Source organism: Photorhabdus machadonis (genome assembly GCF_052657765.1).
This window is the reverse complement of record NZ_CP199761.1, coordinates 2,306,650-2,325,745: the sequence shown is the minus strand read 5'-3', so window position 1 is coordinate 2,325,745 and position 19,096 is coordinate 2,306,650. Positions and strand designations below refer to the sequence as shown.

At 40.0% G+C, this 19,096-nt stretch carries 17 protein-coding genes and 1 pseudogene; 8 read left to right on the top strand and 10 right to left on the bottom strand.

Annotated elements, in window-relative coordinates; genetic code table 11:
* Window positions 1-25 precede the first annotated feature (25 nt).
* Entirely contained in the window at window positions 26-1,405 is a 1,380-nt protein-coding gene (locus ACUN2T_RS11120; protein ID WP_445497504.1) for an amino acid permease, read from the bottom strand.
* Between the two features lie 170 nt (window positions 1,406-1,575).
* Window positions 1,576-1,719: a PhoP/PhoQ regulator MgrB gene (locus tag ACUN2T_RS11115; protein ID WP_036849285.1), complete on the bottom strand. Its 144-nt coding sequence runs from the start codon at window positions 1,717-1,719 to the stop codon at window positions 1,576-1,578.
* A 326-nt stretch (window positions 1,720-2,045) separates the two neighbouring features.
* Here ACUN2T_RS11115 and ACUN2T_RS11110 point away from each other — a divergent pair, with 326 nt between their 5' ends.
* A complete protein-coding gene (locus ACUN2T_RS11110; RefSeq protein ID WP_445497503.1) occupies window positions 2,046-2,429 on the top strand; it encodes a helix-turn-helix domain-containing protein in 384 nt (127 codons plus the stop codon).
* Between the two features lie 91 nt (window positions 2,430-2,520).
* The gene (gene yidA, locus ACUN2T_RS11105; RefSeq protein ID WP_445497502.1) at window positions 2,521-3,327 is read left to right on the top strand and encodes a sugar-phosphatase; all 807 of its coding nucleotides are present in this window, start codon (window positions 2,521-2,523) and stop codon (window positions 3,325-3,327) included.
* Between the two features lie 65 nt (window positions 3,328-3,392).
* On the opposite strand, the gene yddG is transcribed toward yidA, so the two are convergent.
* Entirely contained in the window at window positions 3,393-4,298 is a 906-nt protein-coding gene (gene yddG, locus ACUN2T_RS11100) for an aromatic amino acid DMT transporter YddG (protein WP_445497501.1), read from the bottom strand.
* A gap of 2 nt (window positions 4,299-4,300) precedes the next feature.
* Window positions 4,301-4,801, bottom strand: coding sequence for a DUF2165 family protein (locus tag ACUN2T_RS11095; protein ID WP_445497500.1), 501 nt, complete (start codon window positions 4,799-4,801; stop codon window positions 4,301-4,303).
* 215 nt (window positions 4,802-5,016) lie between these two features.
* On the opposite strand from ACUN2T_RS11095, the gene ACUN2T_RS11090 reads away from it, so the two are divergent.
* Window positions 5,017-5,445 (top strand): DUF805 domain-containing protein, encoded by a 429-nt coding sequence (locus ACUN2T_RS11090; RefSeq protein WP_445497499.1) that lies wholly within the window; start codon window positions 5,017-5,019, stop codon window positions 5,443-5,445.
* A gap of 403 nt (window positions 5,446-5,848) precedes the next feature.
* On the opposite strand, the gene ACUN2T_RS11085 is transcribed toward ACUN2T_RS11090, so the two are convergent.
* The 5 genes from ACUN2T_RS11085 to icd all read right to left on the bottom strand — a co-directional run bounded on the left by ACUN2T_RS11085 (window position 5,849) and on the right by icd (window position 12,662).
* The gene (locus tag ACUN2T_RS11085; RefSeq protein WP_445497498.1) at window positions 5,849-6,676 is read right to left on the bottom strand and encodes an N-acetylmuramoyl-L-alanine amidase; all 828 of its coding nucleotides are present in this window, start codon (window positions 6,674-6,676) and stop codon (window positions 5,849-5,851) included.
* A gap of 252 nt (window positions 6,677-6,928) precedes the next feature.
* On the bottom strand, window positions 6,929-8,392 hold the full coding sequence (locus ACUN2T_RS11080) for an alanine/glycine:cation symporter family protein (RefSeq protein WP_445497497.1): 1,464 nt from the start codon (window positions 8,390-8,392) through the stop codon (window positions 6,929-6,931).
* Between the two features lie 966 nt (window positions 8,393-9,358).
* Window positions 9,359-9,544, bottom strand: coding sequence for a hypothetical protein (locus tag ACUN2T_RS11075; protein WP_445497496.1), 186 nt, complete (start codon window positions 9,542-9,544; stop codon window positions 9,359-9,361).
* 971 nt (window positions 9,545-10,515) lie between these two features.
* Window positions 10,516-11,082, bottom strand: a complete 567-nt coding sequence (locus ACUN2T_RS11070; protein ID WP_445497495.1) for a hypothetical protein — start codon at window positions 11,080-11,082, stop codon at window positions 10,516-10,518.
* Window positions 11,083-11,408: 326 nt separating this feature from the next.
* Complete coding sequence (gene icd, locus ACUN2T_RS11065) at window positions 11,409-12,662, bottom strand: NADP-dependent isocitrate dehydrogenase (RefSeq protein ID WP_445497494.1); 1,254 nt, start codon at window positions 12,660-12,662, stop codon at window positions 11,409-11,411.
* Between the two features lie 139 nt (window positions 12,663-12,801).
* Between icd and rluE the strand changes: the two genes are divergently transcribed.
* The 5 genes from rluE to purB all read left to right on the top strand — a co-directional run bounded on the left by rluE (window position 12,802) and on the right by purB (window position 17,084).
* Window positions 12,802-13,431 (top strand): 23S rRNA pseudouridine(2457) synthase RluE, encoded by a 630-nt coding sequence (rluE, locus tag ACUN2T_RS11060; RefSeq protein ID WP_445497856.1) that lies wholly within the window; start codon window positions 12,802-12,804, stop codon window positions 13,429-13,431.
* Complete coding sequence (locus ACUN2T_RS11055; RefSeq protein WP_445497493.1) at window positions 13,424-13,873, top strand: NUDIX hydrolase; 450 nt, start codon at window positions 13,424-13,426, stop codon at window positions 13,871-13,873. Before rluE ends, ACUN2T_RS11055 begins: the two co-directional genes overlap by 8 nt.
* Before the next feature lie 84 nt (window positions 13,874-13,957).
* Window positions 13,958-15,061: a tRNA 2-thiouridine(34) synthase MnmA gene (gene mnmA / locus ACUN2T_RS11050; protein WP_445497492.1), complete on the top strand. Its 1,104-nt coding sequence runs from the start codon at window positions 13,958-13,960 to the stop codon at window positions 15,059-15,061.
* A gap of 2 nt (window positions 15,062-15,063) precedes the next feature.
* Window positions 15,064-15,690, top strand: a complete 627-nt coding sequence (gene hflD, locus ACUN2T_RS11045) for a high frequency lysogenization protein HflD (protein WP_445497491.1) — start codon at window positions 15,064-15,066, stop codon at window positions 15,688-15,690.
* A 23-nt stretch (window positions 15,691-15,713) separates the two neighbouring features.
* The gene (gene purB, locus ACUN2T_RS11040) at window positions 15,714-17,084 is read left to right on the top strand and encodes an adenylosuccinate lyase (protein WP_445497490.1); all 1,371 of its coding nucleotides are present in this window, start codon (window positions 15,714-15,716) and stop codon (window positions 17,082-17,084) included.
* Between the two features lie 1,510 nt (window positions 17,085-18,594).
* Here purB and ACUN2T_RS11035 read toward each other — a convergent pair.
* Window positions 18,595-19,028, bottom strand: a pseudogene (locus ACUN2T_RS11035) (transposase).
* Between the last annotated feature and the right edge of the window lie 68 nt (window positions 19,029-19,096).

Below are 19,096 nucleotides of genomic sequence, written 5' to 3'. Positions count from 1 at the left end.
CTTATCGAGATGAACCAGGTATACGTTATCCCTGGTTCATGGTTTCCATTTTATTATTGCGGGAATGGGATATGAGAAACCCAAGCCATAATATACCAATCCAAAATGGCATCAGAATGACTGAAATACGAATACTGTCCATCATCAAAATAATGACCAGTATAAAGACCAAGAAAACCAGACACAGATAATTACTAAACGGGTACCAGAATGCTTTAAATGAAGGTTCTACCCCCTCTTTGACTTTCTTTGCCCGGAATTTTAAATGCGCCATACAGATCATGACCCAGTTAATAACCAGTGTTGTCACCACCAGCGCCATCAATAATTCAAATGCTTTACCCGGCATGACATAGTTAATCAAGACACCAATTGACGTAGCCAATGCAGACATTACGATTGCTTTGGTAGGAACACCACCCTCATTAACTTTTTTCAGCATTCTGGGTGCATTACCTTGCTTTGCTAAACCGTACAGCATCCGACTGTTACAATACACACCGCTGTTATAAACGGACAATGCGGCAGTCAGAACAACAACATTCAGAACATTAGCCACCCAGAAACTATCCAGGTTATGAAAAATCATGACAAATGGGCTTTCACCTTCAATAACATTGCCCCATGGATAAAGCGACAACAACACGGTCAGAGAACCAATATAGAAAATCAATATTCTGTATACCACCTGATTGGTTGCCTTGGGAATACTGATACGTGGATTTTCCGCTTCCGCTGCGGTAATACCTACCAGTTCCAACCCACCAAAAGAGAACATAATCACAGCCATTGCCATGATAAGGCTGGAGATCCCATTAGGCATAAAACCGCCATATTGCCAAAGATTAGCAATACTGGCCTGTGGCCCGCCATTACCGCTGACCAACAGGTAAGCGCCAAAAACAATCATGCAGATAATAGCTGTCACTTTAATGATAGCAAACCAGAATTCGGTCTCACCATATGACCGGACATTAATTAAATTTACCGTATTGATGAGGACAAAAAATACCGTAGCAGAAACCCAAGTAGGAATATCAGGCCACCAGTAATGAATATACATCCCTACAGCCGTCAATTCTGCCATTCCGACCAGAGTAAACATCATCCAGTAATTCCAGCCGGATAAAAAACCGGGAAAATCCCCCCAATATTTATAAGCAAAATGACTAAACGACCCCGCTACAGGCTCTTCAACCACCATCTCCCCCAACTGACGCATAATCAGAAATGCGATAAAGCCTGCGATAGCGTAGCCTAAAATTACGGAGGGACCTGCCATTTTGATGGTTTGCGCAATACCGAGAAATAACCCTGTACCGACTGCCCCCCCCAAAGCAATAAGCTGAATATGCCGGTTTTTTAGACCGCGTTTAAGTGTTGATCCCTGCGATTGTTCTGCCATCTTTTCCTCTTGCTGCAACTTTTATTTTATTATTAGTGGGAAAACAACCGCTTCCCATTTATTTGCTTTATTTAAAGCAAACAAAACACTAGCTTTAAAGGGTGGATATTGAAGACATATGTTAGCACAGATACATGACGGGAAAATGGCTGATGAGTATCAGCAACTAATCAGAAAGGCAGATACCTGGTCACAAAACAAATACCTGAATCAAATTTTTCACCCTGATCACAGTAGCTATCCAAAGCTAACAAATACAAGAACAGACATATTCCAAGTAATACTAAGATTGCAATGGTTTTTTTTATGTCCAATTCTGTTTCCTTCAAGTTCAGTCAGTACGCAATATGTTAAGAATAAAGTTGGAAAACGATATTTTACAATAGCGCAACAGGAAAAAGATTCATCTCATGCATTTTCGTTGTGAAAAAACCGTACTGGCTCACAGTTTTATGACAGCAATGTACCAGAACGAATTTAAGCAAATACTCATTATGTGGATTCTATTCACCAGAACAAAAAAATCAATTATCACATTCAGTTATAATTTGAATCGCTATGTCAACGCGTTGTCATCTTTAGAAAAAATGGGAAAAGTTGTGTATACTCCCCTTCACTTTCAACCAGAATAAAATTGTTAATGCCACAGGATAATCACTTAGCACTTGTATACGCTCTCAGCAAATGGATTGAGAATCACCTTGGCCGGGTAATCCATCTGGAGGAACTGGCTGCTTACTCTGGCTATTCGCTTTGGCACATGCAGAAAATATTCAAGGAAGTTACCGGAATTTCTCTTGGCAAGTATATCCGCCAGCGACGTCTGGCCGGCGCTGTTCATCTTTTAAGAAACAGCACCTTGCCTATTTTTGATATCGCACTGGATTTTGGCTTTGGCTCACAATCTCATTTCACTTATATGTTTCGCAAAGAGTATGGCATAACGCCCTATGATTTCCGGCAGAATCCAGATATTGAGCTAGAGGTTAAACTCCCTCTGCATTCCGCCACCAATTGTTCATGACACGGCAACCAGAAAGTACCGTGTAAACGGGTAATTACCCAACAAACGCAGCCACACCACAATCAAGTTGTCAGACTTTCAGGAGAGAGGTATGTCAATAAAATTGATCGCCATTGATCTTGATGGCACGTTACTGAATGAGAGCCATCAGATCACGCCTCCAGTCAAACAAGCTATTCATCAAGCCAAAAAGCAAGGCGTTCATATTGTTTTGGCTTCTGGCCGGCCTTTTACCGGTATCCAGCGATATTTACAGGAATTAGCGCTAGACGAAATCAACAGTTACTGCATCAGCAATAATGGTAGCGTTGTCCATCAGGCGTACAATGGTGAACATTTGCTGGAAAATTTATTGGATTTTAAGGACTATCTGTTTTTCGAATCGCTCTCCCGCGAAATCGGCGTTCATCTTCACGCTTTAGAATTCAATAAAATATACACCGCTAATCGTGATATCAGCTCATATACCGTCAGAGAAGCTTTTCTCACCGACACACCGCTAATTTATTGTCCTGTCAATGAAATGAACAGTGAGATGCACTTTACTAAATTGATGATGATCGACCACCCTAATATTCTCAGTGATGCCATCAACTTCATTCCTGCCGAAGCTTATAAACACTATACACTGATTCAAAGCAGCCCCTATTTTCTGGAAATCCTCAGCAAAGAAGTGAATAAAGGTACTGCTGTCAAAGCCGTTGCTGATCATCTCGGTATCACCAGAGATAAAATTATGTGTATTGGTGACCATAATAATGACCTGGCTATGATCGAATTCGCCGCTGTTGGTGTTGCAATGGGTAATGCCGAACAAGGTGTCAAAGATATCGCTCAGTTTATTACAACAACAAATGAACAAGATGGAGTGGCAATAGCTATAAATAAATTCGTGTAAAGCAATTTATTATCTAAAGGAACCCCATCTCATACCTATTCCTGATATCACTGATTTCACCGGTATTATTTGGTTCTGGTCGCTAACCAACAGACAATTGATCCGATTGTGACCATTAGCACACCTTGCCAAAATGAAAAAGAGAGCGCAATACTAAGCAACAAGGATGAAAAAGCGGTAGAGATAATCGGCGTGAAATAAGATAACGTAGCCAATAATGCAACATGTCCTCTGATGATTGCGACTGTCCAAGCCGCATTCGCCACACCAATAGCAGCTCCAGCAAACAATAATATGCTGACACTACGAAGAGTTATCACCATTCCAGGGGGAGATGTGAAGAAGTATTGAATCCACAATGCAAAAGCAGTCAGAATAAAAAACAGCGTCATGCCATTTTTACCCTCCGCCATGATTTTTGTAATGTTACAATACACCGCCCAGATAATGGCACCAGCAAAAGCCAGCCCATAGCTTAATGGATTACTCTGGATATTCTCCACCATCTGCCTGCATGACCAGCCATTATCACCGCTCATCACCCAACTAATCCCCAGAATAGACAATAACAAACCAGGATAGAGCCCCCCATTCACTTTCTGCTTATTAACTATAACCGACAATAAGACAGTAAACCCTGGCCATAAATAGTTAACCATACCCAATTCAATTGCCTGAGCACGATCATTGGCAAAACCTAATGAGAGTGATAAACAGATTTCATAACCGACAAATAACAAACTCCCAAGCCACAAATAGACTCTGGGAAAAGAGCTGATTTTTGGGAAACCAATTAGCAAAACCAGAAAAATTGCGCCAACAGTATAAATAAGAGCTGCGCCACCTACAGGCCCAAAACTTTCACTAACATTTCTTATCAGCCCGACAATTGTACTCCACAACACAATCGCCAGGACTCCGTATATTGTCGCTTTGTGTTGTTCGATCCTTGTTTTCACATCTATCCTCATCTTTATTCTTGATCGAGTTTCCTGTCACGCTGTATCAAATAAATCAATACCAGAATGATAGTGACAAAGAAACGGAAAGCGCTGGACACACCGTTCCATTGTTTAGACATCCACATCCCAAACCATTCACCACCAATTGACATAAATGCCACCTGCCAGGTCAGGAAACCCAGGGTCAGACCAGCTATCGCGATAGCTTTCTTTTTATTGAAGACAACAGCATTAGATTTCAAATTCGCCAGTAAACGGATACCACCAATCCAACATAACACTGCGGTTAACGTTTCTAAAGAAATAATGGCAATATAACCAATGTGATGTAGTATCGGTGAATGGATTGCACGATAGGTGATGGTCGCATCAGGGAAAATGGTATCCATCATTAATACATGCTGTACAAATACGAAATTAGTGCCATAGTCTGTGATATTGCCAAAAGCGACCAATGTAGCAAACAGCGCGATTGCAAAGACCATCAAAATCTTAGATAAACGAATAATCATTTGTCGGGTTCTCCAAAGAATGACTGAAACACCAGAGAGATCACAAAGAACACAAACTATCATATAATTTAACAATCATCACCTTATTCCCACATATTAAATCGCAGAATTACTTTTAAAATATTTTCATCTAATATCTGACTTATATTTTTCTGTTCATACCATCATTAGATCAGTTATTATCTGTTCTATGCTTATTTACCTGGCTGTTATTTATGGATGATTCTCTAGTTAGCTCAATAAAAAACTATTTCAGACAAAAACTGAGTAGAAAAGATTATATTATTAACTTTATTACAGCGGCAGTTATCCTGGGAATGCTGATTTTTCTCTCTAGTTATCTGGCAGAAAACAATTATGCCGCTTATATGCAATATGGATTATCCGTGTGGCTGTACATGATCTCTATTGGCATATGGGCAATGTGCTCCTTCGCCACTATTTATTATTTAATCATGAAAACCGCTTTCAGATTTAATGAGGTGAGGTTATATGGCTGGCCAATATCTATTTTTATCTATCTATGCAGCGTCTTACCAAACTATCTTTCTGACAAAATAATGAACTATTCACCGTTTATCAGCCTGGTAGGGATCATTCTTGCATTTACTCTCCCGGCAAGAAAAAACGATAATAAAAGATAATATTTACTTTATAACATTATTTCATCTGACGATGACTTAAAATAGTAATCGTCGTTATAAAATAAAACGACGATTATTTATATACATTGCATCATTACTGAGCATTTTATTATTCAACTATGACCAGATTTCTACAATCCTATCTGACGATTACGTTGTTAAAATAATTTAACTATAAAAAATAATATGAAGGAGTTCTAGAACCAAGACAGTGGAAATGAAATTGGAAATTCTTGATTAATCATTGCCAAAATAGTCTGCAATTACAGATTAAAACAACGTGAAGAGGAATCAGAAGAGCGAATTATGAAAGTTTTATCGTCCTAATTATCTGAAAAGCTATGCCATAAAAGTCATCCTGATAAAGTAACTTTTATGGCACGATCTTACTGAATGCGACAAACTACCCTTTATATTTTTCAACCAAAGCCAGAGCTATTGACTCAGTTTGCGCATCAGGATTACCACTGATGTCATCTGGTCTAAAATGCATCTGGAATGCACTGATTGTTTTAAGGGTATCTTCATCAAGTACAGCCGTTTGTGGAATGGTATAGCCATATTGAGCTAATGTTTTCTGTATTAACGCAACAGAAGCCATGTCATTCCATTTTCTGCCAGCCATATATTTTTCAACTGTTGCATCATCAGGCCATGCACCGATACCTTGTTCAGCCAAGTTCTTCCACGGGAAAAGTTTGCCTGGATCATATTTTCTCAGCGGTGCGATATCGCTGTGACCAATAACATTTACAGGCTCAATGTCATAACGCTGAATAACATCTTTCGCCAAACGCGTTAACAGATCGATCTGCTGCTCATTAAACGGATACCACTCTTTCTCAAGTAACCTTTCCGTAAATCCTTTATTGACAATTTCAATACCAATTGATGTGTCATTTAAATCTTTTCGACCATTCCATCCACTGACACCAGCATGCCACGCTCTCTTCCCTTCGGGAACTAATTCCAAAATGACCGGCTTCCCGCGTACATAATTCGGTAATGACGGAAGCAAGTAATGGGCACTGACTCCGCCCTGAGTTAATATACGTAAAGAATCCTCATCATTGACAGCAGTATAATGGAACACCAAAAACCTGACTCTGTCATTCTGACTTTTCGAAGGAAAAGAGCTATCAACTTTATAAGTGCCCCGATCTTCCAGGTGACGCTGGCTGGAACACCCGGCCAATAACATAAATAAGCCAACCAATATGATCTTCTTCATAAGCTCCCTGTCCCACCTATTAATTGAAAACAAGATAATAACACAAAGAAATCAAATGAATACAAAATAAATTTTATATTTTGTATAATTTTTTTATAAAATTACCCGCTTTATTTTTGATATAGAACACAAAATAAAATGCCTTATTCCCATAACTTAGATAGGAATAAGGCAAAAATACCAAGCAAAACGTAAAAGGTAATCAGTTGCTATATCATTAAATAATATTAACTATACCTTCTGTCTGGTATCTCACTTGTGCTCAGACACTTGATTCGCGTACGCGCGACTGGCTGTTTCCTCCCAAATACCAACTTCAACCTTTTGCTGAATCTCAGGATATTGATTGATATCAAATATCGGTAGCTTACCGGCACGTCTCTGCTGGTTATAATCTCTTGCAAGTTTAAATGCGACGCCGGAAAGTAACAAAATAGCGGTTAGATTGGTAATTGCCATCAATGCCATAGATAAATCAGCCATTTTCCAAACTAAAGGCAATTCAGCCAACGCACCAAACATCACCATACCTAATGCCGCCAGACGGAGGATCACCAAACCCGCAGTATGATTACGTTCAAGAAAGACGATATTGCTTTCAGCGTAAGCATAATTCGCAATGATTGATGTGAAAGCGAAAAAGAAGATAGCTAACGCGATAAACTCAGATCCCCAATCACCGACAGCTGAGGATAACGCCCGCTGAGTCAGCTCTATTCCACTGATTCCTGCAATATTGCCATCAAGCACACCCGATGAAAGGATGATAACAGCGGTAGCACTACAGATAACGAGAGTATCCATAAAGACACCCAGCATTTGCACATACCCCTGAGACGCTGGGTGAGGAGGATATGGAGATGCGGATGCGGCTGCATTAGGAGCTGACCCCATCCCCGCTTCATTTGAAAACAACCCTCGTTGGACGCCTTGCGTCATCGCCTGCGCAACACCGTAACCAACGGTTCCTGCAACCGCTTCCTGTAAACCAAATGCACTTTTGAAGATCAATGCAAACACTTCTGGCATTCGTTCAAAATTATGCCCAACGACCCAAAATGCCAAAATCAGATAAGCTGTCGCCATAAAAGGAACAACCAGCTCCGCAACTCTGGCAATAGAGCGTAAGCCACCAAAAATAATGACCCCACTAAAGATAACCAGACCGATACCGACATATAACGGATTAAAATTAAACGCGAAAGCAGCAGCCTGGACAATTGAATTTGCCTGGACAGCATTAAATACCAGACCAAAAGCAATAATAAGGAATATGGAGAACATAATGCCCATCCAACGTACCCCAAGCCCTTTTTCCATGTAATAGGCCGGACCACCACGGTAATTCCCCTTATCGTCTTTTGTCTTGTACAGCTGGGCAAGTGTGCTCTCAATAAAAGAAGTCGCCATCCCAATCAAGGCAACAACCCACATCCAAAAAATGGCACCAGGCCCACCCGCCGTCAAGGCGATTGCCACACCAGTCAGATTACCTGTACCTACCCGTGCAGCTAAACTGGTACACAATGCCTGGAATGATGAAATACCTGCACTGTCAGATTTTTTACTGTTTTTCAATACTGAAAACATATGCCCAAAGTGGCGTATCTGTATAAAACCCGTACATATAGTGAAGTAAACACCGGCCCCAAGAAGAAGATAAATCAGTACGGAGCCCCAAAGGATGTTGTTAAAAAAGTTAATCAGTTCCGTCAAGATGTTTTTCCCCTTAAATTAGCAAACCCAGTCTGACCATAAAACCGTATCCGGCAGAATTCATTGCGCTTAATATGCCTTTATAATTAACAACTAACGCAATGCCGTTTAAAAAAAACGCAGAGATACTGGTCAGAAAAACGCTATAAATGTAACACAAGTTTGAAATTAATGTGTAATGTTTACTGATCTTTTTACATTATCCATCAGATTAAATGAATGTTTGATGTCCTGTTTCTTGGCCGATAGTTAATAGATTATGTCATTCAATCAACTATTGCCCGCCAGTAACTTCATACACGCCATTATCTATACCTCCCATTTGTGAATCGCATTTTAATTAAATCAACAGGCAATTAATATCAAGAAAAAAGATTCAAAAATAAGATATTGTGGTTAATTTTGTGAGCAGATTATCAGCTTTAAGAAAAAAATCGCCATTAATTCAAAAAAATTTCACATAGTGACGATCATCATATAAAACATTAAGAATCAAAAAGATAACTCACCACCACCCGTCAAATCACAATTAAATATCATCCCAATGAATAAACAACATTCAAAAAACTAATAAAAAGGTAAATCTATAACTGCCCTGCAGCTATGGGCTTACCAAATCAAAAGAATAAATGATATTTTTCTTTTGGTTATTTGAGTTAAGTTACAATTAACATTAAAAGTTTTTAACGAACACGCTGCACTTCTTTATATGGTCACAATTAACACATTTCCGCTTATTTTTTGACTATTTGAATATATATCCAGTCTCTGCTATTACTGTATTTTCTGTAAATTTACTGCCCAGTATTCCCATCCCCGCACATAAATTAAAGTTAAATTACAATAGAACTGATACAGCAAGATCTTTTCTTATAAAATAATCGGACCACTCTCTGGTCATCTGAGGGAAATAAATAACAATTATCTGGTAGCTTTCTAGTGCATAAATACAAATTCGATTATCCGTCAATGGTTGGTTAAATCACCGACAAAAAACTCAACTCCGTAATTCATTAATATAACCAGAAAAAGATAGCCTAAGTGACTGCTTTCCATACTTTCGAACAAGTTTTCCAATTTGGAGGGTTTGCCGTGTTTTTTGCTAAGATCTCGTTCAATATTTGTTTTAACAATTTCTTTACTTTTAAGCATCAAAATTCTCCGAAACGACTATTTTCACGATTAATTACAACCCCATTAATCTGTAAAACAATGTACTTAACCCAACTATACATAACTACAACCAATATTTACTTCATACTTACTTAACATTACAAATTAATTTCAATGAAATATTATTTTAAAATGAAACTAGTTTCGTAAAAAATATGAAAAAACTTCTCTTATATGCAACATAAAACTGGATCTTTTATTATCTACTGCTAATATTTTCATTTGTTATCTTTTACAAAAAAAACATGTTTATGAAGTTAATATTGCAAAAATATCTCACTTTTATTCTCAATCCATAATTTAAACAATATACGTTGAGGTTATGAATGACGTTAAGAAGAAAAAGGAAGAATCCTACTGATAACAATTTACCTATAAGAGTCTATCGTGGGAGATCTAAATATGAATACCACCCTCCATCAGGGGGTTCAATATCCATTTGTTGCTTAAGTTCACCATTATCTGTCGTTTGGGAGGAATATGAAAAAATTCTCAATAAGGAAAATAATAACTAAATCATAACAATTCAAATATTATACAATAATTACTATATTTACAGTTATAAAAATGGCGGGAGAACAAACTCCCGTTAGCGGTTTTTACTTAGTCGCCTCTACCATAAAGATTTTTACAAGCTATTAAATTAACTATCCAGTTTTAACTTCTATGTTTACTGATCAGTCATCAGACCAAACTGAAATAAAAATGATACTCTATAGCGCCGCATTCCCCTCTAAAATCACCCTTGACAACTCGCTCACACGCTAAGGAAGACCATACTCTACTTATGACAGATATTCATCAGCTTCTATCCGGCCCATATGACGTGTTACAGATGCAGCTACAGTACCATTCCGATATAAACGGGTAAGGCACCGTAGCAAAAGAGAATGAAGAAGAGAAAAGAGTAAAATCCAAAAAAACAACTGTGACGTACAAAATTTTACACGTTACTGGATAAGAGCAACCGCCTTAAAAATATATTCTTTAAAAAGAAACGCCATCGTCGCAGCAACAATAGACCACTGAAGACGATCAAATTTACCTTCAAGTTTGCTAAGACGTATATCCACAGACTCGAATCGTTGGTTAAAGCCTTTTCCCATAGATTCGAATTGTTGGTTAAAGCCTTTTCCCATAGATTCGAATCGTTGGTTAAAGCCTTTATCCATAGATTCGAATTGTTGGTTAAAGCCTTTTCCCATAGATTCGAATTGTTGGTTAAAGCCTTTATCCATAGATTCGAATCGTTGACTAAACTCTTTATCCATAGCTTCAAATCGTTGATCAAGGGCTTTATCCATAGCTTCAAATCGTTGGTTAAGAGCTTTATCCATAGCTTCAAACCGCTGGTTAATATCGGATTTAAGAACCGTGAAGCTAGCCTCATTCTCGCGGCGCAGATTATCAACACTTTCCTGAGTTGCAAGATGTTGCATATTCTGCCCTCGATGCAAGAGAGCATTTAACACATCACTCGTGCTGAACTCTATTTTTTTATCATCTGAGTCACTCATCTTTCCCCCCTCCCTCAATATCAGACAGAACAAATAGTAATCTCAGTATACACTCAGGTATATGTGACTTGCAAAATTTTGCATTCAACAAAAACAACAAAATATCGCATTTGGGTACTTGAATCTTGCCAAGATAATCATTAAAACATAAACGTATAAAAATGATAGGTAACTACATGATAGTAAATGAAAATTGATAAATCATAGCAATATAAATAAATACGTTTTTTATAGCTATTTTATGAAAATTCTATGGCAAAAATTTCAAGAAATGAGAAAACTCCACGAAAGCATTAACTAGCGTGAAGTTTTCAGAAAATGACGGATTACATATGCTGAATAATAGCGTCACCAAATTCACTGCATTTCAGCAGTTTCGCGCCTTCCATCAAACGCTCGAAATCGTAAGTGACGGTCTTCGCAGCAATCGCGCCTTCCACGCCTTTAATGATGAGATCAGCGGCTTCTGTCCACCCCATATGGCGCAACATCATCTCAGCGGAAAGAATAACTGAACCTGGATTCACTTTATCCTGACCCGCATATTTAGGGGCTGTACCATGAGTTGCTTCAAACAGAGCACATTCATCACCGATGTTTGCTCCCGGTGCGATACCGATACCACCAACCTGAGCAGCCAGTGCATCAGAAATATAGTCACCATTCAGGTTCATACAGGCAATAACGTCATATTCAGCAGGACGCAACAGAATCTGTTGCAAGAAAGCATCTGCGATTACATCTTTAACAATGATCTCTTTGCCGTTTTTCGGGTTCTTAATTTTCACCCAAGGACCGCCATCCAGTAGTTCACCACCGAACTCTTCACGAGCAAGCTGGTAACCCCAGTCTTTGAAAGCCCCCTCGGTGAACTTCATAATGTTGCCTTTGTGAACCAGAGTAACTGATTCACGGTCATTATCAATCGCGTATTCGATAGCAGCACGAACCAAGCGTTTAGTGCCTTCTTCTGAACAGGGTTTCACACCAATACCACACTGCTGTGGGAAACGGATTTTATTCACGCCCATTTCGTCTTGCAGGAACTTAATCACTTTATCCGCTTCCGCAGAGCCTGCTTTCCATTCGATACCTGCGTAAATATCTTCGGCGTTTTCACGGAAGATGACCATATCCGTCAGTTCAGGTTGTTTAACCGGGCTTGGCGTTCCCTGGTAGTAACGAACAGGGCGAAGGCAGATATACAGATCCAATTGCTGACGCAATGCCACGTTCAGAGAACGAATACCACCACCAACCGGCGTCGTCAGAGGACCTTTGATGGCGACGCGGTATTCACGGATCAGATCCAAAGTTTCATCCGGCAACCAAACATCTTTACCGTATACATGAGTAGATTTTTCACCGGTGTAGATTTCCATCCAGGAAATTTTACGCTCACCCTTATAGGCTTTCTGAACCGCTGCATCGACAACTTTCAACATTGCAGGGGTAACATCAACACCAATCCCATCCCCTTCGATATAAGGGATAACCGGGTTATTCGGAACAACCAGTTTACCTTTAGCGTCGACTGTTATTTTTTTACCTTCCGCCGGAATAACTACTTTGCTTTCCATTAACCTCTCCTTTCAAGTAAGCGTAATACCTTGTTAATTTTTTGTAAGGGACCTGTCAATACTACTTGAATATTCTGCAAACGCCAATCGATAGCAAACTCATGTATAATGCCTGTCCCATTTCGCTTAGTGATCTATGATGACAAATTTCTCTGTTAAAAAACACAAACTTAATCGATTCAGCCAAAGAAAAACATCACATTCTGCCAAAAAACCAACAGGGCCTCGCCGGGTATTGGTATTTAACAAACCTTACGATGTCTTGCCCCAGTTCACCGATGAAATGGGCAGAATAACGCTGAAAAATTTTATCCCATTCCCCGATGTGTATGCCGCCGGACGTTTGGATCGTGACAGTGAAGGATTATTGATTTTGACTAATGACGGTAAACTTCAGGCACATCTGACTCAACCGGATAAAAAAACAGCCAAGGTTTATTATGTTCAGGTTGAAGGGATTCCAGATGAAGCTTCACTCGATAAGCTGCGTAACGGTATTGTTTTAAAAGATGGGCCTACCCTTCCCGCAGGTGCCGAGTTAGTTCATGAACCCACATGGCTCTGGAGTCGTCATCCACCGATTCGTGAACGTAAAAACATTCCGGTGAGCTGGTTAAAAATAACACTTTATGAAGGCCGAAACCGCCAAGTGCGCAGAATGACAGCACATATTGGTTTCCCAACACTTCGGCTGATTCGTTTTAGTATGGGAAACTGGCAATTAGACGAGATGAAACCCGGCGAATGGCAGGAGATCAATTTTGTTTAACCCCCACGTTACAGTGGCCTGTATTGTCCATGCCCAGAATAAATTCCTGGTGGTTGAAGAGACAATTAATGGCAAAGCATTATGGAATCAACCCGCAGGTCATCTTGAAGCGGATGAAACGCTATTACAAGCAGCAGAGCGTGAATTATGGGAAGAGGCCGGTATCCGAGCTAAACCACAAGCGCTGCTGAAAATTCATCAGTGGGTTGCACCAGACAGCACCCCATTTATCCGCTTTCTGTTTCTGATCGAAATGGAACAGCAAACAGCACCCCATCCGCAGGACAGTGATATTGACTGCTGCCACTGGGTTACGGCAGAACAAATATTAAAGAGTGATTGCCTGCGTTCGCCACTCGTCGCAGAAAGTATCCGCTGTTACTTGCAAAATGAAAAACATCCTCTCACCCTATTGGATAGCGATGTCTCTCCGGTTAATTAATAGCAAAACAGTGATGAGTTTGATGCACCCCCGTTTACAACGTGTTAAAGTACGGCGCTTGTTTTTTTCTCCAGTGAGATTCCCATGTCAGATAACAGCCAGAAAAAAGTCATTGTCGGCATGTCCGGCGGTGTAGATTCCTCCGTTTCCGCATACCTGCTGCAACAGCAAGGTTATCAAGTGGCTGGCTTATTCATGAAGAATTGGGAAGAGGACGATGATGAAGAGTACTGTTCAGCCGCGACTGATCTGGCCGATGCTCAATCCGTTTGCGATAAACTGGGTATTGAACTTCATACCGTCAATTTTGCTGCCGAATATTGGGATAATGTTTTCGAGCATTTCCTTTCTGAATATAAAGCTGGCAGAACCCCTAACCCAGATATTCTATGCAACAAAGAAATTAAATTTAAAGCATTTCTGGAATTCGCCGCTGAAGATTTAGGTGCGGATTATATCGCTACAGGTCATTACGTCCGCCGCAAGGATATTAACGGTAAGAGCCAATTATTGCGGGGTCTCGATAACAATAAAGACCAAAGCTACTTTTTATATACCCTGAGCCACCAGCAAATTGCGCAAAGCTTATTTCCTGTCGGTGAATTGGAAAAACCGGAAGTTCGTCGTATCGCTGAAAAAATCGGTTTAGTGACGGCAAAGAAAAAAGATTCTACAGGTATCTGTTTTATCGGTGAGCGCAAATTCCGTGATTTCCTTGGCCGTTATTTGCCCGCCAAACCGGGGCCGATTATGACTGTGGATGGAGAAACCCTTGGTGAGCATCAAGGGCTGATGTACCACACACTGGGTCAACGTAAAGGCCTGGGGGTCGGCGGAACTAAAGAAGGCAGTGAAGAGCCGTGGTATGTCATAGACAAAGATGTTCAAAATAACATTCTGATCGTGGCTCAGGGACATGAACACCCCCGTATGATGTCTGCTGGCCTTATTGCTCAACAGCTTCATTGGGTTGACAGACAACCACTGACTGAAGAAATCCGCTGCGTGGTTAAAACACGTTATCGCCAGCAGGATATTCCTTGCACTGTCACACCAATAAACGAAGACAAAATAGAAGTACGTTTTGCTAACCCTGTCGCCGCAGTCACCCCCGGCCAGTCAGCCGTCTTTTATCAGGGGGAAGTTTGTCTTGGCGGTGGCGTGATTGAACAACGTTTGCAGGAGTAATTGTGGCAAAGAATTATTACAACATTACACTGGCTCTGGCGGGCATTTGCCAGTCAAGTTATCTGGTACAGCAACTTGCTCACGAAAACCAGTGTGATACCGATGCTGTTGCAACTATGGTTAATAGCATTCTGAACACCAACCCAGCATCTGTTTTAGATGTGTTTGGCAAGCATGAACGCAATCTGCGCATTGGGCTGGATGCCATGCTAGGGATGTTCAATGGCTCTAACAGTCGTCTTTCCGCCGATCTTACCCGTTATATGTTAAGCCTGATGGTACTGGAGCGCCGCCTGAGTAAAAATCAGGACGCTTCCGACGCACTTGGCAACCGCATCAGCCAGTTAGAGCGCCAACAGACTTATTTTGAACCCATGTCAGAAGGCATGTTCAATGCGTTGGCCGGTATTTATGTTGATGTTGTCAGCCCATTAGGCCCAAGGATCCAGGTGACAGGTTCCCCTGATGTTCTGCGCAATCCACTTGTACAAGCGAAAGTCAGGGCTATTCTGCTGGCAGGGGTCCGTTGCGCGGTCTTATGGCAGCAAGTTGGCGGTAGTCGCTGGCAATTAATGTTTTCTCGTCAACGCCTGCTCCAACAGGCGAAAGATATTCTTGCTCATTGTTAAATAAAATCCAGGAGTTGCTACCAATGGAATTATCCTCACTGACTGCTGTTTCTCCAATTGATGGCCGCTACGGCGATAAAGTCAGCGCATTACGTGCCATTTTTAGTGAGTTTGGCTTACTGAAATTCCGCACGCAGGTTGAAGTACGTTGGCTGCAAAAACTGGCAGAATGTGCTGAAATTAAAGAAGTTCCGGCTTTTGATGCGGACGCAAACGCTTACTTGAATGAAATTAGCGCAAATTTCAATGAACAGGATGCAATGCGTATCAAAACAATCGAACGCACGACTAATCACGATGTTAAAGCAGTGGAATATTTTCTGAAAGAGAAAGTTGCAGATATTCCGGCACTGCATAAAGTTGCCGAGTTTATTCACTTTGCCTGTACTTCTGAAGATATCAACAATCTGTCTTATGCGCTGATGCTGAAAACAGCCCGTGAAGAGGTGATTTTGCCACAATGGTGCCAGATGATTGACACCATTAAAAAAATGGCGGCTGAATATCGAGATTTGCCGCTGTTGTCCCGTACTCACGGTCAACCTGCCACCCCTTCCACTGTGGGTAAAGAGTTTGCCAACGTTGCTCACCGGATGGAACGCCAATATCGCCAACTGGAGCAAACTGAAATATTAGGCAAAATCAATGGCGCAGTGGGTAACTATAATGCCCATATAGCCGCTTACCCGCAGGTTGATTGGCACCGATTCAGTGAAACGTTTGTGACTTCACTGGGCATCAAATGGAATCCCTACACGACTCAAATCGAACCTCATGATTATATTGCGGAATTGTTCGATGCCATCGCCCGTTTCAATACGATTCTGCTCGATTTCAACCGTGACATTTGGGGTTATGTCGCACTCAACCATTTCAAACAGAAAACGGTTGCCGGCGAAATTGGTTCTTCCACGATGCCGCACAAAGTCAATCCAATTGATTTTGAAAATTCTGAAGGTAATTTGGGGTTGGCAAATGCCGTACTTGGTCATCTGGCAAGCAAGTTACCGGTTTCCCGTTGGCAGCGTGATCTGACTGACTCAACCGTATTACGTAACCTTGGCGTTGGTCTGGGATATGCTCTGATTGCTTATCAATCTACGATGAAAGGCTTAAATAAGCTGGAAGTCAATGGACAGAATCTGCTGGATGAACTGGATAAAAATTGGGAAGTCCTTGCTGAACCTATCCAGACCGTCATGCGTCGCTACGGTATCGAAAAGCCTTACGAAAAGCTGAAAGAGCTCACTCGGGGTAAACGCGTCAATGCTGAAGGAATGAAAACTTTTATTGACGGGCTGGATTTACCTGAAAAAGAGAAAATCCGCCTGAAAGCAATGACGCCGGCAAATTATATTGGCCGTGCAATCACTCTGGTTGATGAATTAAAGTAAGCGATATTCCCACAGACGGATAAAATATCCGTCTTAGACCGCTGACAAACCTCGTTGAAAAGAACGGGGTTTTTTTATCATGAATACTGACGATACCCAATAGATTTCAAGATGCCTCGCGACGGCAAGGGAGTGAATCCCCGGGAGCATAGCGAACTATGTGACCGGGGTGAGCGAGTGCAGCCAACAAAGAGGCAACTTGAAAGATAACGGGTATATTTTTCCTTAAATAAATGAGTGTGGTATTTAATACCATTAACAGAGAATTGAAAAGAAATCAGTATATAAAAGAATATCATCAGAATAAATGGGCATGCAAAATCTTTCTAGTCGTTATTTTACGAAGTAAGCCATAAGGAAATAGCGCAATAAAAAATGGATAAAAAGATTAATTCAGTAAGGTTTAAACTCTGAAAAAATCTTGTAAAAACAAATATATGAGTTAATTTTATCGTTAAATCACATTTAAGGTATAAAAAGAGGCGTGATTTAAATCAAACAGTAGAAAAGCAATGCTATTAAACGGGATGAAATAGTATAAAACAAGTTTTAACGGATGTATTTAATGTATCGCAGTGTTGCATAGCAAATTCAACATAAAAGCGCTGTAAGTAATCCAGTTCGTGTTCGGTTTAATCGTCTATTTTCGGGTTTTATTATCCCTATTTTTTATGAATGATTATTTAACTGGTTTATAAAAGAGTTTATTCACCGGTTAAAAACGTTATTAAAGTCGGTTCATTTTAGAAAGTAGATTATCTGATCAACTGATTTCTGTTTTTATTTATCCTTTTTTTGTTGTATATAAAGCATTAATAAAGCCAATTCTTTTTCTCATTTTTACTGATATATTTATCATAAGCAGGTTTTAAACTGTTATTAAAAACCTTTTTTTAACCTCTGGTTTTAATTTGTATAATAAGGTTTTAGCCGTTGTTTTTACTGCTTTTAACATTTTGTTTTATTAAGTTTAATCATCATGGTATATTGTGTCTTACGTTTAACCAACATTAATTATACTCACTTTTTATCTTTACTGACACTGTTTTACTGGCAATATTGTGTGGTTTTTATAAGTCTTTTATCTTCATAAATCAACTCGTAAATAGTATTATGATATAAAGATACCCATTTGTGTTTTTTCAGATAATATCTTTTTTTGCTGATTTTTTCAATTTTCTGTTAATGGTCTTAGATTAAAGTTAATTAACGTCAATTTAAAAATCTGTACTTATAGTTAAATCCGTCTTTTATATAAAAGCTTTAATACATCTGTTTTCGTACTTTTAAATGGTTATGACAGGACAGGTAAATGAAAAATAAGCGGAGAATAACGTCGTTGATAAATACACTAAACATGATCTGAATAAGCCGTTTTAGTACTACAGCCGTAGATACCAGAAAGTTGCATTTTCCTTGATGCTCACAATTCTGAGAAACCGCATGAATTAAGCTTTTCTATGAGTGTCTTTTCTGTTGAAAAAAGTAAGTACGGCTGTAGTATTAGAGCCTATCCCAATAGGGTTTTATTCCAAACGATAATCCCGCATGCAAAATGTAACATCGCTTCACAGTTTTCGACCTTCTTTTCCCATCGGGTCAATATCCGACGAAAACGATTCATCCAGCTATGAGTTCTCTCGACAACCCATCTTTGCGCTTTAAAGCCCGTATTTTGCCAGGCATCTGATCCTTCCTTGCGAGACTGGATGTGTGGCGCGTAACGCCGACTTTGTCGATAGCTTTTCAGCCATTCAGCATCATAGCAGTCAGGGCGTTCCATTGGCAGCCCGTTCTGAGCACAAAGAAGATGGCATCCATCGCGGTGCGGTTATCAACACGTTTGCGATGTGTCCCTAGCGGATGCTGAGTTTTATGTTTGGGGATAAGTGGCCTCATTTTTTCCCAAAGTTCATCACTGAGCCGCCATTTGTTGTTTGTCATACTCTATACCTTTCGAAATTATTCATTATAGAATATGACAATTCCTTTTGGGATAGGTTCTTAGTGCC

What these genes read in the sequence shown, in the direction of transcription:
- yidA (WP_445497502.1), top strand. Translation starts at nt 2,521, where the DNA reads ATGTCAATAAAATTGATCGCCATTGATCTTGATGGCACGTTACTGAAT.
- ACUN2T_RS11110 (WP_445497503.1), top strand. Translation starts at nt 2,046, where the DNA reads ATGCCACAGGATAATCACTTAGCACTTGTATACGCTCTCAGCAAATGG.
- icd (WP_445497494.1), bottom strand. Translation starts at nt 12,662, where the DNA reads ATGGAAAGCAAAGTAGTTATTCCGGCGGAAGGTAAAAAAATAACAGTC.
- ACUN2T_RS11120 (WP_445497504.1), bottom strand. Translation starts at nt 1,405, where the DNA reads ATGGCAGAACAATCGCAGGGATCAACACTTAAACGCGGTCTAAAAAAC.
- ACUN2T_RS11090 (WP_445497499.1), top strand. Translation starts at nt 5,017, where the DNA reads ATGGATGATTCTCTAGTTAGCTCAATAAAAAACTATTTCAGACAAAAA.
- ACUN2T_RS11075 (WP_445497496.1), bottom strand. Translation starts at nt 9,544, where the DNA reads ATGCTTAAAAGTAAAGAAATTGTTAAAACAAATATTGAACGAGATCTT.
- ACUN2T_RS11070 (WP_445497495.1), bottom strand. Translation starts at nt 11,082, where the DNA reads ATGAGTGACTCAGATGATAAAAAAATAGAGTTCAGCACGAGTGATGTG.
- ACUN2T_RS11095 (WP_445497500.1), bottom strand. Translation starts at nt 4,801, where the DNA reads ATGATTATTCGTTTATCTAAGATTTTGATGGTCTTTGCAATCGCGCTG.
- yddG (WP_445497501.1), bottom strand. Translation starts at nt 4,298, where the DNA reads ATGAGGATAGATGTGAAAACAAGGATCGAACAACACAAAGCGACAATA.
- ACUN2T_RS11085 (WP_445497498.1), bottom strand. Translation starts at nt 6,676, where the DNA reads ATGAAGAAGATCATATTGGTTGGCTTATTTATGTTATTGGCCGGGTGT.
- purB (WP_445497490.1), top strand. Translation starts at nt 15,714, where the DNA reads ATGGAATTATCCTCACTGACTGCTGTTTCTCCAATTGATGGCCGCTAC.
- mnmA (WP_445497492.1), top strand. Translation starts at nt 13,958, where the DNA reads ATGTCAGATAACAGCCAGAAAAAAGTCATTGTCGGCATGTCCGGCGGT.
- rluE (WP_445497856.1), top strand. Translation starts at nt 12,802, where the DNA reads ATGACAAATTTCTCTGTTAAAAAACACAAACTTAATCGATTCAGCCAA.